Raw genomic sequence first — 25454 nt, 5'->3', positions numbered from 1 at the left:
TTTCCGGCAGGGTTGCTCGGTTTAATCTCCGAGCACATCGGACCGGGAAGGAGCCGGTCGGTGGCCAGGTCACGACGGTTGAAGATCCCGGTCGAAGACAAGGTGAGAGTGGTGTTGTCGGTGCTGGCCGGAGAGATGAGCGCTGCGGAGGCCACACGGCGGCGCGGGGTGTCAACGCCATCGGTGGGCAAGTGGAAGCAGGCGTTCCTGGAGGCGGGGACGAAAGCGCTGGGCGAAGTGCCCAGCGGTCCGGACGGGACGCAGGGTTCACCGGAGCAGCGGTGGTTGCGTAGGCGGAATAGGGCGCTCGGCTGCCTCTAGCAGCACGTCTCGTGAAGAGTGAGACGCCGATTCGATTGCAGGGCAGGCATTCGCGTAGCGTCCTTCTCCGCTTGCCGGGCCTAGTGTCGAGGTTCGTGTACAGTTCCGGCGGCGCTTCGAGTGCTGTCTTGTCTGTCGTAGGGAGGGGATTTGCTGTGAACACCCATCAGCCCATCGAGCCGGGCCAGGCGGTGCGCGACGATGATCCTTTGGTTCCCATCCCGATTCCTGCGCTCATCGCCCTGCTGATTCGCCGGGAAGACGACAAGGGCGCGGCTTTGACAGAGGACGAGGTCCTCGACGTACGCGATAACGCCCTCTGCATGATGATGCCGCTGTCGGACCAGCGAGCATTGGATCGGTCGCGTGGATATCGCGACATCGATCCGGACAACCTCTGGCAGGAATGGTGCGCCTACAAATCCGGTCAGGACCCGTTCACCCTCGGCGATGATCACCTCTGACTGTGCTCCACCAGCCCCCATGGCGGATCCCAAGTCGCGAAAACACTGTCATCGGTAGGACAGCGCGTTGGGTCGACGCTGAGGGCGGTCGGCTCGAGATCAAAACCGGTCGGTGCCAGCGATTTTCAGGGCCGACCGATTGACCGCTTCGAACCGCGCGGCCCGTGGCAGATGAGTGCGTTCGGGAGGCGGAATAGGGAGAATCCTTGGCGCCGTCACGGCGGGGCCGCCCGCTTCGCGCGACTACACCTCGAGCTCGACGCCTTTCATGCGCTGGTGCCAGATAGTCACGGAGAGGTCCGGCCGACTCGAAGACTGCCGGCATTTTTGCAGGCACAGACCCACGAAATCGTCGAGATGCGCTCGCCCTGTGGGCCTTCGAAGAACCTGTCACGGCCGGTTCACTCAGCGCGCCATGCGGCAGTAGCGGATATTGGGTCTACCGCCCAGGTAGCCATCGACGCAAACCAGTTCGGCGCTCCGGCTCCTGCACCTTGAACTGGATCGTCGCACCCTCGGGTACATACCGCAGTTGCTCGTGGATCTGACCAGCCATACCCACGCCGGTCACAAAATCCATGACGTGAATATTGGCCAGGGCCAGCTCACCACCCACCTTCGGAGGAACGGCAAAGTCCAAAATCTCTGACCGCTTCGGTCTCAGCCCGCACGCGGAGGCCGCTCGGGCAAGATCCGCGCGTAACCAATCCTCCTGCCCCTCAACAGTATCCAGCTCGCTCCCACATTCCCCGAGATCAGTCCAACCCCACTCCAGCGTCCCCTCGACAATGTCGAGCAGCCAGACACCCTCCTCGGAGTCGAAGAAGATGTCCCCGAACGGCGACGCGAAAATCGGTTCCTTACCTTGCACCCCGATCCACGCCCAAGACTCCAGAGCTTGCGAATACTGCTTAGAGGTGAACCGTCTCAACAACTCCACACCGCGCACGGTACCCGAGCCGATCTCCGCGTAGCAGGATCGCCGAGGCCGGCTCCTGAAAACACTGTATTCGGCATTACCGCGCGCTGACCGCGGTCGCTGCATCCTGGCGTAAACCTCATGACCGGCGAGATCCTGCCAGGATCTTGACGCAAGACACCACTCTCCTGATGACACCTGCGCGCATTGCGACGAGGCTGCTCTCGGCGCGCCTGACAACCGGTCTCGGATAGGGTCCGAGAATTCTTTCGCGGGGATGTCGAGAACGGTCGGGCGGCTGCGTCCCAGGAGTACGAGCATCGGAACGCCTGGGCCGATCGGCTCGGAGGCAACGGTCGCGACGAAACCGAGGAGAACATCATGACGATCCACCGGATGGATCACGTCGGCATCGTGGTCGAGGATCTCGCGGCGGCGGTCGCGTTCTTCCTCGAACTGGGTATGGAGTTGGAGGGCGAGGCCGCGGTCGGAGGCCCGTGGGCCGACGACCTGCTCGGATTGGAAGGGGTGCGAGCCGACATCGCCGTCGTGCGGACTCCGGATGGCGGCAGCCGCGTCGAGCTGTCCACGTTCCGGTCGCCGGCGCCCGTCGGCGCGGCCCCGCAGGCGCCGGTCAACACGCCGGGCATTCTTCGTCTGACGTTCGTGGTCGACGATGTCGAAGACGTCCTGGGCCGCCTGCGCGCCCACGGCGCCGAACTCGTGGGCACGATAGCCCGGTACGAAGACATCTACCGCTACTGCTACGTCCGCGGTCCCGACGGCATCCTCATCGGTCTTGTCGAGGAACTTCGCTGAACGACACGGCCGATTCGGCCACTCGAAAAAAATTCCCCATCGACGTCGAGAACGTCGAACCGGCTCCGTCCCAGATACGAGCAACCGAGAACGGCCCGCTCGACGGCACCGACACAGGAGCGACAGCCATGGAACAGCACGAGATCACCGAAATCCTCAACCGTCCGATCAGCCGGGAGTTGCTGGCCCGCGACCTGCTGCGCCTGGCGTATGTCGCCAAGGACGGCACCCCGCGCAACGTCCCCATCGCGTTCACCTGGAACGGCTCACAGATCGTGCTCTGCACGACGAAGAACGCCCCGAAACTGCACGCGTTGCGGCAGAATCCTCAGGTCGCGCTGACGGTCGACACCGAGGTCCATCCGCCGAAGATCCTGCTCCTGCGCGGCCGTGCCGAGCTGGACGTGGTCGACGGCATCCCCGAGGAATACCTGCAGATGAACGGCAGCTACGAGATGACTCCCGAACAGCGCGTGGAGTGGGAGGCGGAGGTCCGCTCGCTCTACGACGGCATGGTCCGGATCGTCATCACCCCGACCTGGGTGAAGCTCATCGACTTCGACACCACCCTGCCCAGCGCGGTCGAGGAGCTGGTCCGGCAACGGGCCGAGCGTCAGCAGGCCTGATCACCACGGCCGGTTGCGTGCCGTGCCCACCGAGGAGACGATGATGCCCAAATACCTACTGCTCAAGCACTATCGGGGTGCGCCCGCATCGGTCAACGACGTGCCGATGGATCAGTGGACCCCGGAGGAGATCACCGCCCACGTGCGGTACATGGAGGATTTCGCCGCGCGGCTGCAGTCCACCGGCGAGTACGTCGACCATCGGGCACTCTCACCGCAGGGCACGTTCGTGCGGTCCGACGGGGAGGGCCGCCCACCGATCACCGACGGCCCGTTCGCCGAGACCAAAGACCTCATCGCCGGCTGGATGCTGATCGATGTCGAAACCTACGAGCGCGCGATCGAACTGGCCGGTGAGTTGTCCGCGGCGCCCGGTGCGGGCGGGAAGCCGATCGGGGAGTGGCTCGAGTTGCGCCCGTTGCTCACCGCGATGCCCACGGTGACCGAGTGAACGAATCGCTGCTGCGGGAGTTGGTGCCCGCGGTGATCGGTGTCCTCGTCCGGCGTGGCGCGGACTTCGCCTCGGCCGAGGATGCCGTGCAGGAGTCGCTGATCCGAGCCCTGGAAACCTGGCCGGACGAGCCGCCGCGCGATCCGAAAGGATGGCTCGTCACGGCCGCGTGGCGAAAGTTTCTCGACGCCTCGCGAGCCGAAACCTCCCGGCGGGAAAGGGAACTCGCGGTCGAGGACGAACCGCCGGCTGGTCCGGTGCCGGGCGCCGACGACTCGCTGTGGCTCTATTTCCTCTGTGCGCATCCGTCGCTGTCGCCCGGTTCCGCCGTCGCATTGACGCTGCGCGCGGTCGGTGGCCTGACGACGCGGCAGATCGCGACGGCATACCTCGTTCCGGAAGCCACCATGGCGCAACGGATCAGCCGGGCCAAACGGCGTCTCGCGGGGCTGCCGCTGGACCGGCCCGGCGATCCGGCGACGGTGCTGCGAGTCCTCTACCTCGTATTCAACGAGGGCTACAGCGGCGACATCGACCTGGCCGCCGAAGCGATCCGCCTCACTCGCCAGCTCGCCGCCGCGACCGACGACCCGGAGGTCGCGGGGCTGCTCGCCCTCATGCTGCTGCACCATGCCCGCCGCGCCTCCCGCACGGGCCCGGGCGGACGCCTCGTGCCGCTGGCAGAACAGGACCGAACACTGTGGGACACAACGCTGATCGCCGAGGGAGTCGCGATTCTGCAAGCGGCATTGGCGCGGGATCGCCTGGGCGAATATCAGGCGCAGGCAGCCATCGCCGCTCTGCACGCCGATGCCCCGACCGCCGCCGAGACGGACTGGGTACAGATCGTGGAGTGGTACGACGAACTGCTGAATCTCACCGGCAGCCCGGTGGTGCGACTCAATCGCGCGGTCGCGGTCGGTGAAGCCGACGGACCCCAGGCCGGCCTCGCGGAATTGAGCAAGGTGGACCCCGGGCTACCCCGGTATGCCGCGGTCCACGCCTACCTTCTCGAACGCGCCGGCGACCTCGAACAGGCCGCCGATCTGTACGCCGCGGCATCCGGCACCGCCACCAGCGTCGCGGAGCGCGACCACCTCACTCGCGAGGCAGCACGGGTGCGGGCGCTGCTGCGCCGGCGAACCGACCGCTGGGCCTGACCGCCGCCACCACAGCTCCGGCGGAGGATCAGTATTCGTTCTTGATGACGAAGTAGGAGCCGCGAATCGTGCCCGCCAGCTTCGACTTCTGCCTCGCGAACTTGAAAGACGAGAGTTCGGTGGGGATTTCCATCCCGTCGGACAGCTTGAAGCCCACCGCCCGCTTGCCGGGATCGTCGATCGAATACATGACGTTGATCGACAGGCCGCTCTCGTAGAAGACATAGGCGATGCGGATGCCGTCCACTTCGAAGGCCGTGGCCTCGAGCGGAGGGGAGGAGATGACGATGCCGCGTTCGTCCTCGAGGATCCGGCTGACCCAGTCGACGGTCGACTGGGCCTCCTTGGCGGGCTCCACCGTGAAGACGTGGTCGTACTTGTTCTTGAAGTATCGGGCCTCGTTGGCGCGCAGACCGGCCAACGCCTCCGCGACCGGCGACGATTCGAGGCCATCGGTCGATACCGTAGTGAAGTCCACTGTGTAGGTCATGGCGAACTCCTCCGGGAGTGTGTCGGTCGAACTCTACAGCGTCGTGGGTCGCGAAGCGGGCAGGCTCGGCCTCACTCCGCGCGCGAGAACACCGCCACCAGAAAGTCGGATTCGTCGGTGAACGGGCGCAGATCCCATGTCGAAAGCCGCAGATCCACCCGGAGACCGGCATGTTCGGCGTCGGCCAGGAACTGTGGGAACTCGTAGCCGCGGTCCGCGCCGAACCCGACCACGACCCGTCCGGCCGGGGCCAGATGGCGGGCGAAACCGGACAGCACCGCGTCGCGGGTGGAGGGCGCCAGGAATGTCATCACGTTCCCCGCGCACACGATGACATCGAAGTCGCCGTCGACCCCGCGACTGGGCAGATCCAGTTCGGCGAGGTCACCGACCAGCCAGGTCGGGCCCGGATGATCCTGTTCCGCCGCGGCGATCAGCACCGGATCGACATCGACGCCGACTACGACGTGACCGGCGCGATACAGGTAGCCGCCCAGCCGTCCCGGACCGCATCCGGCGTCCAGAATCCGGCTACCGCGCCCGACCATCGCATCGATCAGGCGCGCTTCGCCCACGATGTCCGCGCCCTCGGCCGCCATCGTCCGGAAACGCTCCACGTACCAGGTCGAATGCGCGGGATCGGCGGCAGTGATCTCTTCCCACTGGCTGGGCGTGCGTCCGCTCATGGTCTGTTCCCTCTTCTCTGGGTCCGGTGCGTGTACTTGACCTTGCCATCGTGACAAGGTCTTCACTTGACTGCCGGAGGTGGTCTCGATGAACTCGACACACAGGAACCCACGGAACATGCGGCTGCTCGACGCACTGGCGGCGAACAACTCCTCGACACGGCTCGAGGCGGCGCTGGCGCTCGGCACCCGTCCCGAGGCGGAATTCGCCGATGCGCTGGTAGAGCGGTCCGCGATCGAGCCGGACTTCTTCGTGCGCGACATGCTCACCTGGGCGCTCACCCGGATTCCGGCCGCGGTCACGGTTCCGAAATTGCGTGCGCAACTGGGTTCGGACCGTCCCCAGGCGCGCAGCCAGGCGCTGCACACCCTGTCGAAGATCGGGGACCGCAGCGCTTGGCCCGCGATCACCCGGTCGTTGCTGATGGATGCCGACGACGACGTCGCACGCAGCGCGTGGCGCGCCGCCGTCGTCCTGGTGCCCGACGCCGACAAGCAAGCCCTGGCCGAGACACTGGCCACCCAGTTCGGCCGCGGTAACCGCGAGGTGCGGCTGAGTGTGAGCCGCGCCCTGGTCGCCTTGGGCGAGATCATCGAGCCGGTCCTGCGGTCGGCGAAGGCGAACCCGGATCCGGTGGTCCGGGCACATGCGCGCGCCACCGAAATCCTGCTGCGTGATCCGGACGCCGGTTTCGACCTCGCGATCGACGACGCCAGACGGATTCGTGCGCTCGGACCGGAGCGAGAGGAGTCGACCGCGTGCTGATCGGCGAGGTGGCCCGTTACTCGGGAGTGAGCGCCCGCATGCTGCGGCACTACGACTCCCTCGGGCTGGTGCGGCCGACCGGCCGCACCATCGGCGGCTACCGGGAGTACTCCGTCCAGGACATCCGGCGGATCTTCCATGTCGAAGGTCTGCGGTCGCTGGGCCTGTCACTGACCCAGATCGGGCGCGCCCTCGACGATCCCGGCTTCACGCCGTCCGCCCTGGTCGGCGACCTCGTGCGAGCGACCGAGGAACGGCTGAACCGGGACCGGGAGCTGCTCGAACGGCTGCGTGCGGTCGAGGCGGCCGAACCCTCCGGATGGCAGGACGCCCTGCGCATCGTCGAACTCCTGCGCGGGCTGGGGTCGTCCGATGCCGCCCGGCGACAGCAGGCCGTCCTCGCTCCGGCCGAGGATATGCCGGCCGAGTTGCTGGCCGAGGCGGTGCTCACCGAATCCGATCCCTATGTCGCGGGAGCACTGCGGTGGGCTCTCGCGCGGGCCGGAGCGGATGGAGTGCTGAACGTGGCTTCCGGCCTGGACTCCGCCGATGTCGAGGTCCGGCGGCGGGCGGCGTCGGCGCTCGCCGAGATCTCCGGGCAGGAGTCCACCGCTGTGCTGCTGGACGCGCTCACCGACGCGGACGCGACCGTCCGGAGGATCTCCGCACTCGCTCTCGGCGCGCGCGGACAGACCCGCGCGGTCCCGGAACTCGTCGCCACCGTGATCGAGGGCCCGAACGATGTCGAGGCGGCCGAGCTCCTGGGATCGCTGGCCCGGGACGCGAAATGGGCGGATCGCATCCTGGGTGCGCTGGCCCGGGAGTTGGCCGCACACCCGCCGGGTTCGCCGGTGCGGCTGCGGCTCACCCAGGCGCTGGCCGAGCTACCCGGCTCGCTCGCGCTGAATACGTTGCGGCCCTTGATACACGACGACGATCGGACGGTCGCTCTGCTCGCCGCGGCCCTGGTCCGCACGCTCGAACACGAGCCACCGGCCGACCGCGGCGACGATCGCGGTTCCACCGACATCGCATGATCGCGTCCCGCGCGGGTATCACGCGATGCGCGGGACGAGAGGAGTGACGTGATGCGGTTGCGGCGCAGCACGCCGTACGGCGCGGGAATACGCCGGGCGCGGCGCGGCAGAGGGTTCTCCTATGTCGACGAGAACGGTGTCTCGATCACGGATCCCGAAGTGACACAACGCATCGACGACCTGGTGATCCCGCCGGCCTGGCGGAAGGTGTGGATCTGCCCGCATGCCCAGGGACACATTCAAGCGGTCGGGGTGGATGCGGCGGGGCGGCGGCAGTATCTCTATCACCAACAGTGGCGGCGAGAACGCGACGAGGAGAAGTTCGACCGTATGCTCGAGGTGGCGGCACAGCTACCGAGTCTGCGCGAGCAGGTCGGCGCCGATCTGCAGCGTTCCGGCTTGGATCGGCGCCGCGTGGAGGCTGTGGCGATCGGACTGCTCGACCGTGGCGTCTTCCGCATCGGCGGTGAGGCATACGCGGAGGAGAACGGCACTCGCGGGGTGGCCACGCTCTTGCGCGAACAGGTCCGGGTCTCGGGGGAGCAGATGCGGTTCGACTATGTGGCCAAAGGCGGAATCCGCCGGCAGGTGCGCATCGTCGAACCGGATCTCGCGCGGGCCGTACGGTCGCTGCGGCGCAATCGCAGTCCCAGCGGCCGGCTACTGGTCTATCGCGAAAGCCGGCAATTGAGCGAGTTGCATTCCGGTGACATCAATGCCCGGTTCAAGGCGCTGGTCGGAGACGAGCACAGCGCGAAGGATTTTCGCACCTGGCAGGCCACGGTGCTGGCCGCGGCCGGCTTGGCTGCCACCGAATGCCCGAATTCGCAGCGGCGCCGCAGCAGCGCCGTGCGGCAGGTGATGACCGAGGTGGCAGAGGCATTGGGCAACACCCCGACCGTGGCCCGTAACTCCTATGTCGATCCGCGCGTGATCGAGGCGTGGGAGCAGGGCCGGACCATCGCGGCGGCATCGCGGCGGGCGCGGAGCGCTCCCACCGAGGACGACGGCCGCGCGATCGTGGAGCGGGCCGTGCTGCGCCTGCTGCGCTCGGCCGCGAACGGCAACTGAACCGCCCCTCGCGCCGCACTGCCGGGCGGCAATGTCCGCCGGAGAAGTTTGCCGCAGAACGCCGGGGTACTCCACGCCCATGACCGAGATCGACAACGCGACCCGCATCGAGGCCGAGTCGGTGACGGGAAACCTGGACCTGATGACCATCGTGGGCGCCGCGCACGCCGCGCAGTCGGGCTGGGCCCGCACGCCCGCGGCGAGCAGAGCCGAGGCGCTGCGCTCCGGGGCGGCCGCATTGCGCGAGCATGCGGACGAACTCGCCGCCACACTCGAAGCGGAGACCGGCCGCCCGGCGGCCTCGGGGCGGGAGGGGGTGCTGGCCGGCGCCGGTACGCTCGACCAGTACGCCGAACTGGGGCCGGTCCATCGCGGCCACACCCTGCAAGGCAGTTGGGACGCAACGGATTTCATGATCGCGCAGCCGCGCGGCGTGGTGGTCGCCCTGACGCCGTGGAACGATCCGGTCGCCATCGCGGCGGGGCTGGTCGGTGCCGCTCTCGCCACCGGAAACGCGGTGGTGCACAAGCCCAGTGAACGCTGTCCGCGCACCGGTGAGTGGTTCGGGCGACTGCTCGCGACGCACTGCCCCGACGGCGTATTGCAGACCGTGCGCGGTGACGGCCGGGTGGGCGCGGCACTGGCCGGGCTGCCCGGCGTGGATGTGGTGGCCCACGTCGGCGGCACCGCCACCGGGCGCACCATCGCCGCGGCCGGTGCGCGCACGGGGGCGAAAGTGCTGTTGGAGAACGGCGGAAACGATCCGCTGATCGTCGACGCCGATGTGGACCCGGTATGGGCCGCCGAGCAGGCCGCACTGGGTGCCTTCGCCAATGCCGGCCAGATCTGCGTCTCCGTGGAGCGGATCTACGTGCATCGCGATATCGCCGAGCAGTTCGTGTCGGCACTGTGCGAACAGGCGCGGCGATGGAATCTCGATCCGCAGCCGCTGGTCGACGAGCGGCTGCGCACGCAGGTGCACGCCCAGGTGCGGGAGGCGCTCGCTGCCGGCGCGAAAGCGCTGGTGGGCGGTCGGATTCCCGAGGGCCCCGGCACGACGTACCCGGCGACGGTGCTCACCGACTGCCGGCCCGGAATGCGCGTGGTCCGCGAGGAGACCTTCGGGCCGATCGCACCCGTCCAGGTGGTCGCGGATTTCGCGACGGGCCTCGAGGCGGCCTGCCGCGACGATTACGGCTTGGCGGCGACGGTGCTCACCGACTCGATGGAACATATGCAGCAGGCGTGGCGCACACTGCCGGTGGGCACGGTGAAGATCAACGCGGTCTTCGGTGGCGCTCCCGGCGGCGCGGCGCAACCGCGCGGCACCTCGGGCACCGGATTCGGCTACGGTCCCGAACTTCTCGATGAGATGACCACCACCAAGGTGGTGCACATGGAGCCCGCGCCGCGGCGCTGATTGTTCGAACGAGCACACGCCCCGGGCGGGTCAGGAGTCGATCTCGTCGAGCACCTCGTGCAGGCGGTTCAAGGTGCCCCGCCACCCCCGCTCCATCGCGTTGCGGGCCATCTTCTGCCGCCGATCGCCGATATCGAAACCGGTCTGGGTCAACAACACTCGCGTTCCGCGCCCCTGTGCCTCGAGTACCCAGTCGACCACCCATCGGGCCGGAAATTTCGCCCGCAGGTCGATCCAGGTGTAGGTCAGTTGTTCACCCGTGCGGGCCGCCAGCACCTCACACGCGATCTCCGCGCTCGGCTCGGTCGGGACGGCGAAGATGAAATGCGTGCCCACCACCGGTTCGAGCCCGATCGACCGCATCAGCCAGCGTTCGACCAGATCCGGTTCGGTCAGCGCCCGCCACAGCAGCGCCGGCGGGTGCGGGAAGAATCCACCGATTTCCACCGCGGCCGGATCCAATTCCGATTCGTAGGTCACCGGCACACCCCCGGCCCGATCACATCCATGGCACGAGCATTCCACGTCCGCGGGCGACGCACGTGGAACCGGACGGTCGGCAAAAGTCTCCGCCCGTCCGGATGCCGCGGGCGCGGCGGAGCGGTCGATCGACCCCCAACTAGAACATGTTGCCCACGCTGAATGGGGACAACGGGGCGAGGACACCCTCCTCGACAATGGCGTGCGACCGCCATCCACCGGCAATTTCGGCTCAACTCTCGATTCCTGACCGATGAGTCACTAGTCTGAATATGAAACGTGTTCTAGTGTTGTGGCGAAGTTCCAGCGCCGGAAGACCAGAGGAGTCACCCCGCCATGCATACCGAGATCTGCGAACGACTGGGCATCGATGTCCCCATCTTCGCTTTCACCCATTGCCGCGACGTGGCCGCCGCGGTGAGCAACGCCGGCGGGCTCGGCGTCCTGGGTGCGGTCGGTTTCACCGCCGAGGAGCTGGAGGTCGAACTGGCCTGGCTCGATGAACATGTGCACGGCGTGTACGGCGTCGACCTCGTCATCCCGTCCAAGTACGAGGGCAAGGGCATCGACGGACTGAGTCCCGCGCAGTTGGAAGCCGAACTGGCCAAACTGGTTCCGCAGGGCCACCGCGATTTCGCCGAGAAGATCCTCGCCGACCACGGCGTCCCGAAACTGCCCGAGGGCGAACATCACGAGCAGCTGCTGGGCTGGACCGCCACCACGGCCGGTCCGCAGGTCGACGTCATCCTGAAGCACCCCAAGGCGAAGCTGGTCGCCAACGCGCTCGGCACCCCGCCCGACGACATCATCAAGAAGGTCCAGGATTCCGGCCGTTTGATCGGCGCGCTGTGCGGCTCGGTCAAGCATGCGCTCAACCACAAGCGGGCCGGCCTGGATTTCGTCGTCTGCCAGGGCACCGAGGGCGGCGGCCACTGCGGTGAGATCTCCTCGCTGGTGTTGTGGCCGCAGGTGATCGACGCCGTCGGCGATCTGCCGGTGCTCGCCGCCGGTGGTATCGGCAACGGCCGCCAGGTCGCCGCCGCCATGGCGATGGGCGCCGCGGGTGCGTGGACCGGCTCGATCTGGCTGACCGTCGAGGAGGCCAATGTGCCGCCCGCGCAGATGCAGACCTACATCGATGCCACCAGCCACGACACCGTGCGGTCGCGGGCGTGGACGGGTAAGCCGGCTCGCATGCTGCGCAACGACTGGACCGAGGCGTGGGAGCGGCCGGACACCCCGGATCCGCTGGGCATGCCGCTGCAGATGATGGTCGCCCTCGACGGCGTCAAGCGCGGCCACCGCTATCCCGAAGCGGCCAAGGACGTCAACTTCAACCCCGTCGGCCAGGTCGTCGGCATGATGAACAAGGTCGAGCGGACCTCCGACGTCATGCAGCGCCTGATGGAGGAGTACCTCGAGGCCTGCGAGCGGCTGAACAAGCTCAACAGCTGACAATGCCGGTCCGGCAGGGCCGCCACGCCCTGCCGGACAGTTCTTTCCAGGTATCGAAGCGGCTACGGAAGCAACTGGTGCACTTGCGGTTTGCCGGTGCCGGTTGACACTCTGTATCCGCGATGAGAAGTACATATGGTGAACGGCCCGAATGCGGCCGGCAAGTTGATCAGTACCCCACCGTCCGGAAGTTTGCTCGGATTGCGCTCGACGGCACGGCATTCCGGTCCCGGGCAGTCCGCGGACCCCGGTGCGTGCCCGGCGACACGATCGGGGCGCGGTGGTGAAGACATCCTCTCCCGGTATGCGCCGGCTGGTCGCGATCGTGGCGCCCGTCGTTCTCGCCATCGTGCTGGCGGTGGTGTACAGCTTCATCGACGAAGCCGGCAAGAAGAACGATCCGAAACCCGATTCCGCTGCCGCCGCGACCTTTTCCGGTAAAGAAGTCAATGCCCTGCTGGGCAAACTCGTGGTCGCTCCGGAAGCGCCGATGACCGGGTACAGCCGCGAACAATTCCCGCACTGGGATCAGAACACTCCCGAACACGGTTTCGGCGACAAATTTGCCCAGTACGCGAAATGCACCACCCGCGACGTGATGATGCTGCGCGACGCCACCGGCTCGGTGACACTCGACGCCGCGACCTGCAAACTGACGCTCGGCAAGGACGGCGGCTGGCGCGACCGTTACGGCGTACTCGACGCCAAGACCGGAAAACTCAAGCCCTACAAATGGATCACCGACCCCGCCGGAGTCGACGCCGAACATATCGTGCCGCTGGCCGAGGCCTGGCGTTCCGGCGCGCAATCCCTCGACACCGATACCCGCCGCAATATCGCCAACGACGCGATCAATCTGGTCGCCTCCGACCCGTCGGCCAACCGGTCCAAGGGTGACCAGGATGCGGCGAATTATCTGCCGCCCGGCGTGTTCCGCTGCGAGTACGTTCAGCGCTACATACGCATCAAGGTAAAATACGGTTTGACCATCGACACGGCGGAACAGACCGCATTGCGCACCGCGGTCGACGACTGCCTCCACCGAGGAGAGTTCACATAGGCGACATCATCGAAATCACCGGTAAGGCCGCCGTCATGACCGACGAGGAAGGGACGGTGTCCGGCGAACTCGATGTCACCGTCGACGAGCAGGGCAGGGGGCTGGTTCGCTATCGGGATACCGAAACCTGGTATCACATCGGCAATCTCGATGGCGAACCCGCCCGCACCTGGGCCGACGTCGCCGAACTCGCCAGCGCGATCGACGCCGGTCGTGGCCGCCGCGACGCCGCGGGCAATGTGATCCCGTTCGAGGCCTGAGCGCCCGGCGCGAGGATTCGACCGCCCGCGGTGCTCAGCGCAGCGATTCCGCGCGCTCCTTGACCGCGGCGGTCATGCCGCCGAAGCCGGACCGCAGTGCCGTGCCGAGCGCCAGCGTCACGACCGGCCGCAGCAGGCCGCCGAGCTCGAAATGCGACCGGTACCGGGTGCGGCCGGTGTCGAGTGGCGTCACGGTATGCGACCGCAGGCTGTGCAGGATGCCCAGCGGTACCGGCTTCATGCTGTAGCTGAATTCGGTTCCGGGCGTGTGGGTCCGGATGTATTCGACCTGCTTGCGCGGCTTCGGCGAACCCAACCGCACGTGCATCTCGATCGGATCGCCGGGTTCGAGCGTGCTGCGGCATTCGGCGACGAACGGATTCCATTCACCGTAGCTGCCCAGGTCGGTCAGCACCTTCCACACCACCTCGGCGGGTGCGTCGATCTCCACGGTGTCATCGATCACGAAAGCCATGGCGGCAACAATACTGAAACTTGTTCCATCAGCGATACCGCGGGCCCGCTCATCGGCCGGCGCCGGGTTCGGGCAGCGTGAGCGACTGGGTGATCAGCAACCGCGCCGCGCGTGACACGCGGGCGGTGTCACCGGTGACGAACCGATCCTGCAACAACCCGCGCACACCCGAAACGAGCAGAGTGGCCGTCGATTCCGGATCGGCGACGGTGGGGTCGAAGCCGCTCAGCACGTCGGTGAGTGCGGTGACCAGGACGTGCACGGCGTCCTCGCCGTAGGACCGGAACGGGCTGCCGGGCACCGCGGCCACCCCCATCACCTGCAACAGCACCCGCGTGCTGGACACCCATTCCGTCGTGATGTTGACGCTGAACGATTCGATGAGACGACGCCGCAGGGCCGGCAGGTCCGGCACGTCGGCGAACATGCCCGCGATGTCGGGGCGCTGGGTCTCGAGCGCCGCGATCAGCATCTGCTCCTTGGTCCCGAAATAGTGGATCAACATGCGCGAGCTGGTTCCGAGGTATTCCGCCAGCGGACGCAGCGACAGTTCGGTCAACCCGTATTCGCCGATATAGGCGATCACCCCGGCGAGCAATTCCGCGCGCCGGGCCTGGTCGAGTGGTCGAGGCACATGTTGACTGTAGCGGTCGCTACGGGTATCCATATCCGCATGAGTGTACCGACTGCTACACAAACGTCGCGGAATGTCGTCGTGACCGCGATGGCCGCCACCACCTGCCTCGGCCCCGACCTCGACAGCACCTGGTCGGCGCTGCTGGCGGGCAAGAGCGGGATCGGACCGCTCACCGACGAGTTCGTGACCCGCTACAACCTGCCCGTGCGGATCGGCGGGCGGCTGACCGAACATCCGGGCGCTCATCTGACCCGCATCGAACAGCGCCGGCACTCCTATGTGCAGCAGCTGGCGCTGGTGCTGGGCCGCCAGGTCTGGTCGCAGGCGGGGACACCGGAGGTCGATGCCGAACGCCTCGCGGTGGCGGTCGGCACCGGACTCGGCGGCGGTGACGCCTTTCTCACAGCGGTCGACGCGATGCGCGAGGGCGGGTATCGCAAGGTGCCGCCGCTGACGGTTCCGATGGTGATGCCGAACGGGCCGGCCGCCCGGGTAGGCCTCGAATTCGGCGCGAAGGCGGGCGTTTACGCGCCGACCTCGGCGTGTTCGTCGGGTGCCGAAGCGATCGCGCACGCGTGGCGGCTGATCCGCACGGGGGAGGCCGACGTGGTGATCGCCGGTGGCGTGGAGGGATATATCGAGGCGATTCCGATCGCCAGCTTCGCCATGATGCGGGCGATGAGCACCCGCAACGACGAACCCGGCCTGGCCTCACGGCCTTTCGACCGCGATCGTGACGGTTTCGTGTTCGGCGAGGCGGGTGCGCTGCTGGTTCTGGAATCGGAGGAGTTCGCCCGGGCCCGCGGCGCCACCGTGCACGGCCGAATTCTCGGCGCGGGAATCACTTCCGACGGCTACCACATCACCGGCACGGACCCCGACGGTGCGGGCGCGGCGCGGGCGATGCGCAAGGCCATCGCCGCCGCGGATCTGACCGCCGCCGATATCGACCACATCGACGCGCACGCCACCTCGACACCGATCGGTGATGCCTCGGAGGCCAATGCCATTGCGGCCGTGGTCAAGCACGCCTCGGTGTACGCGCCGAAATCCGCGCTCGGCCATTCCATCGGCGCGGTGGGCGCGCTCGAGGCCATCCTCACCCTGTGCACACTGCGCGACCAGACCGTGCCTCCCACACTGAATTTCGACAATCCGGACCCCGGTGTGGAACTCGACATCGTGCACGGTGTCGCCCGTCCACAGCGAATCTCACAGGCGTTGAGCAATTCCTTCGGCTTCGGAGGACACAACGTCACACTCGCATTCGGACGCGCCTGAGGTCTTCCGTCCACGGGTGTTCCGGCGATGTGGAACAACCGCTGTTCACGCTTGTCCACCGATCGTTGTGGATGACACGCCGACTGTGGAAAACCGCCTCCGAACAGCAGTAACGACAGGACATTTCACCCATACGGTCACGGAAAACCGTGACCGGCAGCGTCTTCGAGCGAGCATCGGCGAACGGGCTTTGCGGGCGCATCGGTCCGTGGCGTCGACTGCTGTCACAACGGGCCGGTGAGGTCGGCGCGTCGACAACGCTGCGTGGCTACACCGGCGGATGGTGCCGAGCTGTCCTGCAAACGTTGTCTCCGCGTCGGCGGCGCGATCACTGCGGTGTGCACCCGCGGATGCCGACGGCCACCCGCTGCGCGCAGATGCGGGATCGCGACGAGCGCCCCGGCGGAGCCGGGCCCACGCCCGCCGCCACGCACGCGGTGCATGTTTGCACACGCTGCCGTTTTCGGGGTGCTCACGACCGGCAGCCGCAGACGCCGGATCGGATCCGGGCGAGGGTAAACCTGGTGCGGGCCGATGGCCTCTGATTCGCTACGTTTGAGAGGTGGACGGGTCGAGTGGTGAGGGTTGGGTGCGGAATGGGTGAAAGTTCGATCACGTGGGTCGACGGCGCCGTGGTGACGATCGATCAGCGCGCGCTGCCGCACGAGGTGCGCACGCTGCGGCTGACGACGGTCGACCAGGTGATCGACGCGATCGCCACCCTGGCCGTGCGCGGCGCCCCCGCGATCGGCGTGACCGGGGCCTTCGGAGTCGCACTCGCCGCGCTCGCCCATCCCGGCGACCCCGCGCGGATCGAAGCCGAGGCCGCCCGCATCGAGGCCGCCCGGCCCACCGCGGTGAACCTGTCCTGGGGCGTGCGACGAGCGCTGGCGAAATTCGCCGACGGCGGCGCCGAGGGGGTTCTCGCCGAGGCGCAGGCACTGCTCGCCGAGGACGGCCGGGTCAACCGGGCCGCCGCCGAACACGCCGCCGACCTGGTGCAGCGGTTGTGCCCGGATCGCCCACTGCGGATGCTCACCCACTGCAACACCGGTCGCTTGGCCACCACCGCATTCGGCACGGCGATCGGGGCGCTGCGCGTCCTGCACGCTCGCGGCGTGATCGACAGCGTCCTGGTCGACGAAACCCGCCCGCTGCTGCAGGGCGCGCGCCTGACCACGTGGGAACTGGCCGAGGCGGGCATTCCGCATCGGCTCACGGTCGACTCCGCCGCCGCCTGGGCGATGGCGACCGGGCAGGTGGATTGCGTGATCGTCGGTGCGGACCGCATCACCGCCGACGGCTCGGTGGCCAACAAGATCGGCACCTACGGGCTGGCACTGGCCGCCCGCCATCACGGCATCCCGTTCATCGTGGTGGCACCCGAATCCACCCGTGACGCGGCGACCGCGACCGGCGCCGATATCGTCGTCGAGCAGCGCGGGTCGGCCGAGATCACTCATGTCGGGGACTATGCGGCCGCCCCCGAGGGCACCGCGGTGTTCAACCCGGCCTTCGATGTGACGCCACCCGAACTGGTGACCGCCGTGGTCACCGAGAACGGCTTGGTCGACGAAGCGAATCCGGGTGCGGCGCAAGCGATCGTCGCCGCCGATCCGGCCGCCGCCGATTCCGGTGCCCAGGATCCCGCCGATTCGCCGAACGCCGCCGCGATCGCAAACCTGGCGCGTGACCTCTACGCCCGCGGCTGGATGCCGGGTACCGCCGGCAACATCTCCGTCCGTGACGGCGCCGCCGGGGCGGCATCGGACACCGGCGCGGCGGCCTCGGGTTCCTTCGCAGTCGTCACCGGCAGCGGCCTGTCCAAAGGTGAGCTGACCGCCGCCGATATGGTCCGCGTGCGGATCGAGAACTCCGAACCGATTGCCGGGGACCGCCGTCCCTCCGCCGAGACCGCGATCCACACCGCGATCTACCGCACGACCGAGGCCGCGGCGGTGGTGCACGTGCACTCACCGCGAGCCACCGCGGCCTCCGTCGGCGCCCCGAATCCGCTGCGATTCACCGGTTTCGAGCTGATCAAGGGTCTGCGCTCCGGCGACACCATCGACGTCCCGGTCTTTTCCAATCATGCCGACGTGTCGCGCATCGGCGCGGAGATCGAACAGTATCTGCGTGCGCATCCGGCGGCCCCGCCGGTGCTGTTCATCGCCGGGCACGGCATCACCGCGTGGGGCAGCGATCTCGCCCAAGCCCGCGACCGCGCGGAATGCCTGGAGGCTCTGTGTGAACTGGTGTCGCTCACCGGGCGCCGCGACATCTCCACCGACCGCATTCTCGAGGAGCAACCGCAATGACCCTGTTGCATATCGCGGCCGATACCGATCCGGCCGACGTGCGTCTGCACACCACCGACCCGGACCGCATCGCGGCCGAACTGGCCGCGCGCGGAATCGTTTTCGACCGCTGGCCCGCGCAGGCCGTGACCGCCGACATCGCGTCCGAGGAGATCCTCGGCCACTACAAGGATCGCATCGGCGAACTCAACGCCGACGGCCGCTACCGCCATATCGATCTGGCCCGGTTGCATCCCGACGACAGCGATCCGCAGTGGCCCGACCAGGCGCACGCGGCGCGGCAGAAGTTCCTGTCCGAACATCGCCACGCCGAGGACGAGGTGCGCTTCTTCGTCTCCGGTCGCGGCTGCTTCTACCTGCACCTGGAACCGGAGGTCGTCGCGGTGGTCTGCGAGGGCGGTGATCTGGTGTCGGTGCCCGCGGGAACGCGACACTGGTTCGATATGGGAACCCGCCCGGACTTCGTGGCGATCCGGTTCTTCGAAGAGGCCGACGGCTGGATCGGCGATTTCACCGGCGATCCCATCGCGCAGGGCTTTCCGACGCTCGACGAACTGGTCGCCGCATGAGCGGCGACCATCGAGACGACGGTCGGACCGGGCCGATCCGGGCGATCGTCGTGGATATCGAAGGCACCACCAGCCCCACCAGCTCGGTCCGCGAAGATCTGTACGGCTACACCCGCCGCCGGTTGCCGCAGTGGCTGGCGGACGACCCGGACGGCGCGGCGGACACGGTGATCGAGCAGACGCGGGAACTGGCCGGGCGTCCCGACGCCGACCTCGACGAGATCGCCGGGATATTGCGCGGCTGGCTGGATTCCGACGTCAAGGCGGCGCCGCTGAAAACCGCCCAGGGGGTGATCTGTGCTCGGGGATTCCGCGAGGGTGCCCTGTTCGGCGAGTTCTTCCCCGACGCGCCCGTGGCGCTGCGTGCCTGGCACGGCGCGGGAATCACGCTGTGGGTGTATTCGTCGGGTTCGGTACGCAATCAACAGGATTGGTTCGCGTATGCGCGCGGGGGCGAGCTGGCCTCGCTGATCAGCGGCTGGTTCGATCTGGCCAATGCCGGCCCGAAGCGGGAGGAGCAGTCCTATCACCGCATCGCGGCCGAGATCGGTGTACCGGCGGGGGAGATTCTGTTCCTGTCCGACCATCCCGGCGAATTGGATGCCGCGGTGGCCGCGGGCTGGCAGGCGGTCGGCGTCACCCGCGCCGGGGAGCCGAATTCGCCGCGGCCGCCGCATCGGTGGGTCGGCAGCTTCGCCGAGCTGGATCCGGTCGCGGCCGCCCGCTGAGCGGCCGCGCCGATCCGATGCTCGGTGCGTTCAGGCCACCGAGCTGGTGGCCCGCGCGATGAGATGTTCGACCAGCGTCATCAGCACCGTCTTACAGGAGCTGCGGTCGCGCGCATCGCAGAGCACCACGGGAATGTGGGCGTCGAGATCGAGTGCGTCGCGCACCTCCTCGGTGGTGTAGACCGGGGCGTTGTCGAAGCAGTTCACCGCGACCGCGAACGAGAGTCCGCGCCGCTCGAAGAAGTCGATGGCGGCGAAGGAGTTCTCCAGCCGGCGGGTGTCGGCGATGACCACCGCTCCGAGCGCGCCGCGCGCCAATTCGTCCCACAGGAACCAGAATCTGTCCTGGCCGGGCGTGCCGAACAGGTACAGCACCAGGTTCTGGTCGATGGTGATGCGACCGAAGTCCAGCGCCACGGTGGTGGTGGTCTTGCCCTCCACGCCCGACAGATCATCGATGCCGGTGGACAATTCGGTGATCAGTTCCTCGGTGCGCAGCGGCGTGATCTCGCTGATCGAGGACACCATCGTGGTCTTCCCGACGCCGAAACCGCCGGCTACGAGGATTTTGACCGAGGCAGCCAGGTCGGCCGAGGACGAAATATCAGGCACGGTGTTCTACAGCTTTCGGATTCCATCGAGTACTGCTCGCAAAATGTTCAGTTCGCCGGTCCCGCCGGTATCGGTGTCGGTCCGGGCGGGGGCCCGGAAATTCAGCAGACCCTCGCCGATCAGATCACCGACGAGGATCTTGGTCACCGCCAACGGTAGCTTGAGTCTCGCCGAGACCTCGGCCACCGATTGCGGAGTCCGGCACAGCCGAACGATTTCCGCGTATTCGGGTTCGACGCGCCGCAGCGGCGGACCCGGTGACACGGTCACCACCAGTGTGAGCATGTCCAGATCGTGTCCCGCCCCCACGGTGCGGCCCCGCGTCACGGCGTACGGTCGGACCAGAGGGCCGGCCGCATCGTCGAACCACGGTTGACCGAAGCGCGTCATGACAATCTATGCTCCACGTGCTCGGCCAGACCGTTACGCGGATCGGTGGACAGGTAACCACCGACTCGCTGCACGGTCAGATTCATTTCGTAGGCCACCATACCCAGATTCGCGTTCTCGTTGGCCTGCAATGCGATACATGCGTTGTCACCGGCCGCGGTGACGAACAGTACCGCACGGTCGAGTTCGATGACGGCCTGGCGTACGCCGCCTCCGTCGAACCGGTTTCCGGCGCTGCGCGCCAGCCCGTACAGCGTGGCCGACATGGCGCCGAAGTGTTCGGCGTCTTCCCGGCTCATCGACGTGGAGCGGCCCAGCAGCAGCCCGTCGGTGGAATGCACCACCGCGTAGCGCACCCCGGCCAGGCGATCGACCAGATCGTCGAGCAGCCAGTTCAGATCACCTGCGTTGGAAGAAGTCACCTTCGCCTTCCTGTTCGTCCGGAGTGGGGCCGGGCTGCGATCGCCGCCCCTGCCTGGTTCCGTTCTCGATGGCGGACATCAGGTCTCGTGCCTGTTCCGCCGAACGCGGCCGCTGCGGGGACGCCGCGTCGGGTTGGGGGTCGTGCGCCAATTCCGGTGCCAGACTGGCCTGTCGGCGACGGCGGGGCAACGGTGGGCGAGCATCGCTGCCAGTGTAGGACGGGCGCTGCGGACTGCGTCGCGCCGGTTGGTCGGTCGGCGTCGCGGGCATTTCGTGGCGCGGCGGAACCTCGTGCCGGGTCGAGGTGTCGGCCCAGGTCCGGTCGTCGGTGCGCGGCGCGCTGTCGGTGCGCGGGTAATCGGACCAGGCCTGCGGTTGCGGTGGCGACAGCGTCGCCAGCGACGTTGCCGCCGAGGTCGGTTCGGCCGCGGAGATCGCCGGCATCTCACCGGTCATCGCGGGCTCGGGGCGGCGACCGGCGAACCGTTCGGGCAGATGGTCGGCCAGCGGCGCGTCGGCGGCCACGACGGCGGTCGGCACCAGCACGATGGCGCGGATGCCGCCGTAGTCGGATTCCGACAACCGCACCGTGATGCCGTGGCGAGCGCCCAGCTGGGCCACCACGAACAGGCCCAGGCGCGAATTGGCCGACAGGGTCGCCACACCGAAATCCGGTGGGTTGCGCAGCATCTCGTTGGCGCGTTCGAGTTCGTCGGCGGGCATGCCCATGCCCTGATCGCTGATCTCGATCGCCACACCCTTGCCGACCACGTTGCTGTTCACCTCGACCCGTGATTGCGGCGGGGAGAAGGAGGTGGCGTTGTCGACCAGCTCCGCGAGCAGGTGGATGAGGTCGGCGACCACGTTGCCGACGATGAACACCTGCGGCATCCGATGCGCGCGAACCCGCGCGTAGTCGAGGGTTTCACCGATCGCGCTGCGTACCAGTTCGACCAGCGGCACCGGGCGCCGCCACTGCCGGCCGGGTTCGCCGCCACCGAGGATGATCAGATTCTCGGCATTGCGGCGTTCGCGAGTGGCCAGGTGGTCGAGGCGGAAGAAGGTCTCGAGCAGAGCCGGATCCTCCTGGCGCTGTTCGGCTTCGTCGAGAATCTCGAGCTGGCGGTGCACCACGATCTGGCTGCGGTGCGCGATGTTGAGGAATACCGCGCGTACGCCCTCGCGGGTGCGCGCCTCGGTGACCGCGGCGGCGACGGCCGCGGTGTGGGCGCGGTTGAACGCGTTGGCCACCGAACCGATCTCGTCGTGACCGAAGTCCAGCCTGGCCGCCTCGATTTCGGGATCGACGTTCTCGCCCTCGCTGAGGCGGCGCATCGTTTCGGGCAGGCGGACCTCGGCCAGCGCGAGGGTTTCGGTGCGCAGGCGCTTGAGCCGCCCGATCAACCGGTTCGCCAGCCACAGCGACAGCAGGAAGGCGATGATCGCGATCGCCAGCACGCCGGCGCCTGCCCACAGCGAATTGGTCGCGGTGCGGTCGCCGTCGTCGACGGCGGTCTGGTTGGCATGGTCGTTCTGATACTGCCAAGCGGCGAGCAGTTGGTCGCCGAGTTGTTCGGCCGAGGTGCGCCAGTCGGCGAAACTCATCGGCGGGGGCGGCAATTCGCCGTTCTTGTTCGGCGCCGGCGGATGGATGAGGTAGTCCTCCATCGCGGCCAGCTGCTGCCAGGCCGGGGAGGCGATGACCGTTTTGATCTTGTCCGCCGGGGGGCCGGTGAGGTCCGCGGCGAGCTGGGGGAGTTCGGTGCGGTAGTAGCCCACCAGGTTGCGGTAGTCGTCGCGCATCTGGCCGGCCAGGATCTGGCCGTTGAGTTCGGCCGCGGTCAGCGCGGCGCTACGCGACATGCCCTCCATCGCGTGCAGCGTGCGCAGACCGCCGGCCAACTGCTGGGCGACGGCGGCATCGGGTGCGGTCGGGATGGTGAGATTGGTGCCGACGACGACGGCATCCAGAATGCGGTTGTAGATGGCGTAGGTTTCGGGAATCGGCAGCGCGCCCGCATCGATCCCGCCGCGAATGGCCGGAAGTTGCTTCTTGAGGGTTTCGAATCCGCCGGTGTCGTCACCCATCGGATTCGAACCGCTGGTCATCAGTTTGTTCTCGGTGGCGGCCAGGGCCTGCAGGGCATTGTCCACTCGTGTGCGCGCCGCGCCGAGCGCGGCCGGGTCGCCGTGCTCACCGGCCAGATGCCACAGCGACAGCATCCGCTCCTGTTCGACCGCGGCGATCATCTCGCGAGTGTGCACATTGGCATTGCCCAGGATCGATGCCCAGTCCTTGGCGTGTTGCCCCTCCCGTACCAGATAACCCGCTGTGCCCACACCGATTCCGAGCAACGTCAAGCTCGGAATCACTGCGATGGCCAGAATGCGGGTCCGGATACCGAGCCTCGCTCTCAACATCGGCACAACATAACGGGGGATGTTTCAAACTTCAGGCCGGATACCGCTGAGCGAGACCCGCATTGACTTTCCTCACCTGCTATGAGTTGGCAGGTCAGACGCCCATTAGCGAGTGTGGTGAAGATGACGGCCGACGAGACATTGTGGCAAGTCACACGTTTGAACAGCGTTAGGTATAGGTGTACGCGAATCCGGCTGTGAGACAGGGCGTTCGGTTACCGCCCGGTAGCCGGGCGTCGACGCGCGGCGAGGGCGAAGAGAACGGCAACGGCCGCACACTCGACCACGACGACGGTCGCGACCAGCGCCGAATACGATGTGTCGGAGAGGAATCCGGTGATCGCGCCGCCGGCGGCGGTGGCGGCGCCGAGGACTGCGGCGTAGATGCCGTAGGCGGTGGCGCGGCGATCGCCCGGAACCAGATCGGCCACCACGGCACGCAGCGTGGACTCCTGCACACCGACCGTCGCACCCCACAGCAGTGCGCCCGCGAACACCGCGCCCACACCGCCGGTGAAACCGAAGACCGGCACCAGTGCCGTCGAAACCGGCAGCACAAGGAGCGTTTTCGCGCCCACGCGGTCGTACAGCCAGCCGGAGGCCAGCGCGGCGACGGCATCGGCGCCCATGGCCGCGGCATACACCACCGGGACCGTGGCCGCCGTGAACACCCCGGCCGCCACCATGTGCAGCGACAGCACGCCGTAGGTGGTGGCGCCCAGCATCGAGACGGCGGTGAACAGGCAATACAGCCAGAATCTGCGGGGCAGCGGCGCTCTCGGGATTCCCGGCCGGGGCGCCACGGCGGGTTCGTATCGTGCCGGGTCCGGGACGCGGATTCGGATGCGAACCAGCACCAGCAGCGTCGCCACACCCGGGATCGCCAGCATGGTGAGGGCCGGAGTGAAATCGTCGTCGGTCGCGGCCAGAACCGCCGCGACGGTGAGCGGCCCGGCGACCGCGCCGACCTGATCGAGCGCCTCGTGCACCGCGAAGCCGCGCCCGCGCCCGGTGACCGTGGTGGCATGGGAGAGCAATGTGTCCTTGGCCGGACTGCGCACCGCCTTGCCCACCCGTTCGGCGATCACCAACGCGGCCGCCACCCACAACACCCCCGCCACACCCAGGAATGGGACGCTGACCACGGTGAGCACATATCCGGAGATGGTCCACGCCCAGAACCGCCGCGTCCGGTCGGTGAGCGGGCCGGAGACCAGCCGCAGCACCAGCGCGGCCGCCTCGCCCACTCCGGTCACCACACCCACGACCAATCCGGACGCGCCCAGTGACCCGAGAAGGGGCCCGGTGATCGACCGCGCCCCTTCGTACACGAAATCCGCGAGCAAACTGACGATTCCGAACCGCACGACGAAACCCCACGCGCCCAGCGGCGCAGCCGGAACCCGCCTGGGCCGCGTATCAGCCCGCCGAGCCGCCATGATCCGCCTCCGGTCGTCGCCGATCCGCCGCCGCCCCGAACGGATCCATGATCGCATCGGGGTGCGGGCGGGGCAGGGGAACGCTCGGAAGCACGTCAGCGTGGGTACGGCGCGCGGCCCGAAACCTTCCGCCGGATCTCCCAGCGACGCCAGACGCGGGTCGGACCGACGACGGCGGCACCGACACCGAACCCGACACCCCATCCCGCCAGCACATCGGTCGGCCAATGCGCCCCGAGGTAGATCATCGCGACACCGATCACCACGAGGAGTACTGCGAGCAGAGCGACAACCCTGTGCCGGTACTCCGCCGGCCAGGGCAGGACGGCATAGGCGGCCACCACGACAGCGGCAGTCATCGCGGCCACCGTCGACGGCATCGAAAACGCACCGACCTGGACCACCGCGAGATCTTCCGGCGGTCGCGCTCGCTGGATCATCTGTTTGAGGGCCCTGGCCACCGCTTGTGCCGACACGACCGACACGGCGATCACGATCCCTTGCCACCACCAGCGTTTCGCGGCCACCACGGCCAACCCCACCCCAGCGACCGCCGCCATAGCCGTACCGTTGGTCCCGATGTCCATCGCCCAGCGCGCCACCACGGTCAATGCCGGTGCTCTGTGGTCGGCGAGCAACCGCAGAATGTCCAGATCCACGCTCACCGGGCACATTC

At 67.8% G+C, this 25454-nt stretch carries 29 protein-coding genes; 17 read left to right on the top strand and 12 right to left on the bottom strand.

From position 1 onward, the window contains the following. Positions 1-60: 60 nt before the first annotated feature. Together NA3_RS16185 and NA3_RS16180 are read left to right on the top strand one after the other, a co-directional pair. Positions 61-321: a helix-turn-helix domain-containing protein gene (locus tag NA3_RS16185; RefSeq protein ID WP_128145279.1), complete on the top strand. Its 261-nt coding sequence runs from the start codon at positions 61-63 to the stop codon at positions 319-321. A 155-nt stretch (positions 322-476) separates the two neighbouring features. Next, entirely contained in the window at positions 477-785 is a 309-nt protein-coding gene (locus tag NA3_RS16180; protein WP_218021832.1) for a hypothetical protein, read from the top strand. 439 nt (positions 786-1224) lie between these two features. Here NA3_RS16180 and NA3_RS16175 read toward each other — a convergent pair whose 3' ends face one another. Beyond that, complete coding sequence (locus tag NA3_RS16175) at positions 1225-1725, bottom strand: hypothetical protein (RefSeq protein ID WP_062964431.1); 501 nt, start codon at positions 1723-1725, stop codon at positions 1225-1227. Between the two features lie 360 nt (positions 1726-2085). Between NA3_RS16175 and NA3_RS16170 the strand changes: the two genes are divergently transcribed. The 4 genes from NA3_RS16170 (at position 2086) to NA3_RS16155 (ending at position 4760) form a co-directional block, all read left to right on the top strand. Continuing rightward, a complete protein-coding gene (locus NA3_RS16170) occupies positions 2086-2523 on the top strand; it encodes a VOC family protein (RefSeq protein WP_062964430.1) in 438 nt (145 codons plus the stop codon). Between the two features lie 128 nt (positions 2524-2651). After that, positions 2652-3149, top strand: a complete 498-nt coding sequence (locus NA3_RS16165) for a pyridoxamine 5'-phosphate oxidase family protein (protein ID WP_062964429.1) — start codon at positions 2652-2654, stop codon at positions 3147-3149. Positions 3150-3192: 43 nt separating this feature from the next. Then, on the top strand, positions 3193-3600 hold the full coding sequence (locus tag NA3_RS16160) for a YciI family protein (protein WP_062964630.1): 408 nt from the start codon (positions 3193-3195) through the stop codon (positions 3598-3600). After that, a complete protein-coding gene (locus tag NA3_RS16155; protein WP_062964428.1) occupies positions 3597-4760 on the top strand; it encodes an RNA polymerase sigma factor in 1164 nt (387 codons plus the stop codon). Before NA3_RS16160 ends, NA3_RS16155 begins: the two co-directional genes overlap by 4 nt. A gap of 28 nt (positions 4761-4788) precedes the next feature. On the opposite strand, the gene NA3_RS16150 is transcribed toward NA3_RS16155, so the two are convergent. Continuing rightward, entirely contained in the window at positions 4789-5250 is a 462-nt protein-coding gene (locus NA3_RS16150; protein ID WP_062964427.1) for a DUF8821 family protein, read from the bottom strand. Between the two features lie 71 nt (positions 5251-5321). After that, on the bottom strand, positions 5322-5936 hold the full coding sequence (locus NA3_RS16145; RefSeq protein ID WP_062964426.1) for a class I SAM-dependent methyltransferase: 615 nt from the start codon (positions 5934-5936) through the stop codon (positions 5322-5324). Positions 5937-6024: 88 nt separating this feature from the next. On the opposite strand from NA3_RS16145, the gene NA3_RS16140 reads away from it, so the two are divergent. The 4 genes from NA3_RS16140 to NA3_RS16125 all read left to right on the top strand — a co-directional run bounded on the left by NA3_RS16140 (position 6025) and on the right by NA3_RS16125 (position 10230). Continuing rightward, entirely contained in the window at positions 6025-6702 is a 678-nt protein-coding gene (locus NA3_RS16140) for a HEAT repeat domain-containing protein (protein ID WP_128145277.1), read from the top strand. After that, on the top strand, positions 6696-7739 hold the full coding sequence (locus NA3_RS16135) for a MerR family transcriptional regulator (RefSeq protein ID WP_062964424.1): 1044 nt from the start codon (positions 6696-6698) through the stop codon (positions 7737-7739). The genes NA3_RS16140 and NA3_RS16135 overlap by 7 nt, the downstream gene beginning before the upstream one ends. Before the next feature lie 51 nt (positions 7740-7790). Then, a complete protein-coding gene (locus NA3_RS16130) occupies positions 7791-8810 on the top strand; it encodes a DNA topoisomerase IB (protein ID WP_062964423.1) in 1020 nt (339 codons plus the stop codon). Between the two features lie 79 nt (positions 8811-8889). Continuing rightward, on the top strand, positions 8890-10230 hold the full coding sequence (locus NA3_RS16125; protein WP_084491597.1) for an aldehyde dehydrogenase family protein: 1341 nt from the start codon (positions 8890-8892) through the stop codon (positions 10228-10230). Positions 10231-10260: 30 nt separating this feature from the next. Here NA3_RS16125 and NA3_RS16120 read toward each other — a convergent pair whose 3' ends face one another. Further along, on the bottom strand, positions 10261-10710 hold the full coding sequence (locus tag NA3_RS16120; RefSeq protein ID WP_062964628.1) for an SRPBCC family protein: 450 nt from the start codon (positions 10708-10710) through the stop codon (positions 10261-10263). 336 nt (positions 10711-11046) lie between these two features. On the opposite strand from NA3_RS16120, the gene NA3_RS16115 reads away from it, so the two are divergent. From NA3_RS16115 to NA3_RS16105, 3 genes are all read left to right on the top strand, one after another. Next, a complete protein-coding gene (locus NA3_RS16115) occupies positions 11047-12165 on the top strand; it encodes an NAD(P)H-dependent flavin oxidoreductase (RefSeq protein ID WP_062964422.1) in 1119 nt (372 codons plus the stop codon). Between the two features lie 280 nt (positions 12166-12445). Then, positions 12446-13225 carry an HNH endonuclease family protein gene (locus NA3_RS16110; protein WP_233427299.1) on the top strand — a complete coding sequence of 260 codons (780 nt, stop codon included), beginning with the start codon at positions 12446-12448 and terminating at the stop codon, positions 13223-13225. A 35-nt stretch (positions 13226-13260) separates the two neighbouring features. Further along, positions 13261-13485, top strand: a complete 225-nt coding sequence (locus NA3_RS16105) for a hypothetical protein (RefSeq protein ID WP_084491596.1) — start codon at positions 13261-13263, stop codon at positions 13483-13485. Between the two features lie 34 nt (positions 13486-13519). Here the strand turns inward: NA3_RS16105 and NA3_RS16100 are convergent, their stop codons facing one another. Together NA3_RS16100 and NA3_RS16095 are read right to left on the bottom strand one after the other, a co-directional pair. Next, positions 13520-13960: an SRPBCC domain-containing protein gene (locus tag NA3_RS16100; protein ID WP_062964419.1), complete on the bottom strand. Its 441-nt coding sequence runs from the start codon at positions 13958-13960 to the stop codon at positions 13520-13522. A gap of 49 nt (positions 13961-14009) precedes the next feature. Then, on the bottom strand, positions 14010-14594 hold the full coding sequence (locus NA3_RS16095) for a TetR/AcrR family transcriptional regulator (protein ID WP_062964627.1): 585 nt from the start codon (positions 14592-14594) through the stop codon (positions 14010-14012). Between the two features lie 39 nt (positions 14595-14633). On the opposite strand from NA3_RS16095, the gene NA3_RS16090 reads away from it, so the two are divergent. The 4 genes from NA3_RS16090 to mtnC all read left to right on the top strand — a co-directional run bounded on the left by NA3_RS16090 (position 14634) and on the right by mtnC (position 19493). Then, positions 14634-15878, top strand: a complete 1245-nt coding sequence (locus NA3_RS16090) for a KasA/KasB family beta-ketoacyl-ACP synthase (RefSeq protein WP_062964418.1) — start codon at positions 14634-14636, stop codon at positions 15876-15878. Positions 15879-16474: 596 nt separating this feature from the next. After that, on the top strand, positions 16475-18196 hold the full coding sequence (locus tag NA3_RS16085) for a bifunctional S-methyl-5-thioribose-1-phosphate isomerase/methylthioribulose 1-phosphate dehydratase (protein WP_062964417.1): 1722 nt from the start codon (positions 16475-16477) through the stop codon (positions 18194-18196). After that, on the top strand, positions 18193-18765 hold the full coding sequence (locus NA3_RS16080; protein WP_062964416.1) for a 1,2-dihydroxy-3-keto-5-methylthiopentene dioxygenase: 573 nt from the start codon (positions 18193-18195) through the stop codon (positions 18763-18765). The genes NA3_RS16085 and NA3_RS16080 overlap by 4 nt, the downstream gene beginning before the upstream one ends. After that, positions 18762-19493, top strand: coding sequence for an acireductone synthase (mtnC, locus tag NA3_RS16075; protein WP_062964415.1), 732 nt, complete (start codon positions 18762-18764; stop codon positions 19491-19493). The genes NA3_RS16080 and mtnC overlap by 4 nt, the downstream gene beginning before the upstream one ends. Positions 19494-19523: 30 nt before the next feature. Here the strand turns inward: mtnC and NA3_RS16070 are convergent, their stop codons facing one another. The 6 genes from NA3_RS16070 to NA3_RS16045 all read right to left on the bottom strand — a co-directional run bounded on the left by NA3_RS16070 (position 19524) and on the right by NA3_RS16045 (position 25443). Then, a complete protein-coding gene (locus NA3_RS16070; protein ID WP_030514367.1) occupies positions 19524-20105 on the bottom strand; it encodes a GTP-binding protein in 582 nt (193 codons plus the stop codon). A 6-nt stretch (positions 20106-20111) separates the two neighbouring features. Further along, the gene (locus tag NA3_RS16065) at positions 20112-20495 is read right to left on the bottom strand and encodes a DUF742 domain-containing protein (RefSeq protein ID WP_062964414.1); all 384 of its coding nucleotides are present in this window, start codon (positions 20493-20495) and stop codon (positions 20112-20114) included. Continuing rightward, on the bottom strand, positions 20492-20917 hold the full coding sequence (locus NA3_RS16060; protein WP_030514365.1) for a roadblock/LC7 domain-containing protein: 426 nt from the start codon (positions 20915-20917) through the stop codon (positions 20492-20494). The genes NA3_RS16065 and NA3_RS16060 overlap by 4 nt, the downstream gene beginning before the upstream one ends. Then, positions 20895-23339: a sensor histidine kinase gene (locus NA3_RS16055; protein WP_062964413.1), complete on the bottom strand. Its 2445-nt coding sequence runs from the start codon at positions 23337-23339 to the stop codon at positions 20895-20897. The genes NA3_RS16060 and NA3_RS16055 overlap by 23 nt, the downstream gene beginning before the upstream one ends. Before the next feature lie 215 nt (positions 23340-23554). Continuing rightward, positions 23555-24778 (bottom strand): MFS transporter, encoded by a 1224-nt coding sequence (locus NA3_RS16050; RefSeq protein ID WP_062964412.1) that lies wholly within the window; start codon positions 24776-24778, stop codon positions 23555-23557. 95 nt (positions 24779-24873) lie between these two features. Further along, positions 24874-25443: a phosphatase PAP2 family protein gene (locus tag NA3_RS16045; protein WP_062964411.1), complete on the bottom strand. Its 570-nt coding sequence runs from the start codon at positions 25441-25443 to the stop codon at positions 24874-24876. Positions 25444-25454: the final 11 nt, after the last annotated feature.

The sequence above is a fragment of the Nocardia africana NBRC 100379 genome (assembly GCF_001612635.1).
Lineage (GTDB): Bacteria > Actinomycetota > Actinomycetes > Mycobacteriales > Mycobacteriaceae > Nocardia > Nocardia africana.
This window is presented reverse-complemented; position numbering and strand designations above follow the sequence as displayed.

What these genes read in the sequence shown, in the direction of transcription:
- mtnC (WP_062964415.1), top strand. Translation starts at nt 18,762, where the DNA reads ATGAGCGGCGACCATCGAGACGACGGTCGGACCGGGCCGATCCGGGCG.
- NA3_RS16145 (WP_062964426.1), bottom strand. Translation starts at nt 5,936, where the DNA reads ATGAGCGGACGCACGCCCAGCCAGTGGGAAGAGATCACTGCCGCCGAT.
- NA3_RS16115 (WP_062964422.1), top strand. Translation starts at nt 11,047, where the DNA reads ATGCATACCGAGATCTGCGAACGACTGGGCATCGATGTCCCCATCTTC.
- NA3_RS16065 (WP_062964414.1), bottom strand. Translation starts at nt 20,495, where the DNA reads ATGACGCGCTTCGGTCAACCGTGGTTCGACGATGCGGCCGGCCCTCTG.
- NA3_RS16055 (WP_062964413.1), bottom strand. Translation starts at nt 23,339, where the DNA reads ATGTTGAGAGCGAGGCTCGGTATCCGGACCCGCATTCTGGCCATCGCA.
- NA3_RS16130 (WP_062964423.1), top strand. Translation starts at nt 7,791, where the DNA reads ATGCGGTTGCGGCGCAGCACGCCGTACGGCGCGGGAATACGCCGGGCG.
- NA3_RS16085 (WP_062964417.1), top strand. Translation starts at nt 16,475, where the DNA reads ATGGGTGAAAGTTCGATCACGTGGGTCGACGGCGCCGTGGTGACGATC.
- NA3_RS16165 (WP_062964429.1), top strand. Translation starts at nt 2,652, where the DNA reads ATGGAACAGCACGAGATCACCGAAATCCTCAACCGTCCGATCAGCCGG.
- NA3_RS16140 (WP_128145277.1), top strand. Translation starts at nt 6,025, where the DNA reads ATGAACTCGACACACAGGAACCCACGGAACATGCGGCTGCTCGACGCA.
- NA3_RS16080 (WP_062964416.1), top strand. Translation starts at nt 18,193, where the DNA reads ATGACCCTGTTGCATATCGCGGCCGATACCGATCCGGCCGACGTGCGT.
- NA3_RS16125 (WP_084491597.1), top strand. Translation starts at nt 8,890, where the DNA reads ATGACCGAGATCGACAACGCGACCCGCATCGAGGCCGAGTCGGTGACG.
- NA3_RS16150 (WP_062964427.1), bottom strand. Translation starts at nt 5,250, where the DNA reads ATGACCTACACAGTGGACTTCACTACGGTATCGACCGATGGCCTCGAA.
- NA3_RS16050 (WP_062964412.1), bottom strand. Translation starts at nt 24,778, where the DNA reads ATGGCGGCTCGGCGGGCTGATACGCGGCCCAGGCGGGTTCCGGCTGCG.
- NA3_RS16100 (WP_062964419.1), bottom strand. Translation starts at nt 13,960, where the DNA reads ATGGCTTTCGTGATCGATGACACCGTGGAGATCGACGCACCCGCCGAG.
- NA3_RS16160 (WP_062964630.1), top strand. Translation starts at nt 3,193, where the DNA reads ATGCCCAAATACCTACTGCTCAAGCACTATCGGGGTGCGCCCGCATCG.
- NA3_RS16090 (WP_062964418.1), top strand. Translation starts at nt 14,634, where the DNA reads ATGAGTGTACCGACTGCTACACAAACGTCGCGGAATGTCGTCGTGACC.
- NA3_RS16105 (WP_084491596.1), top strand. Translation starts at nt 13,261, where the DNA reads ATGACCGACGAGGAAGGGACGGTGTCCGGCGAACTCGATGTCACCGTC.
- NA3_RS16170 (WP_062964430.1), top strand. Translation starts at nt 2,086, where the DNA reads ATGACGATCCACCGGATGGATCACGTCGGCATCGTGGTCGAGGATCTC.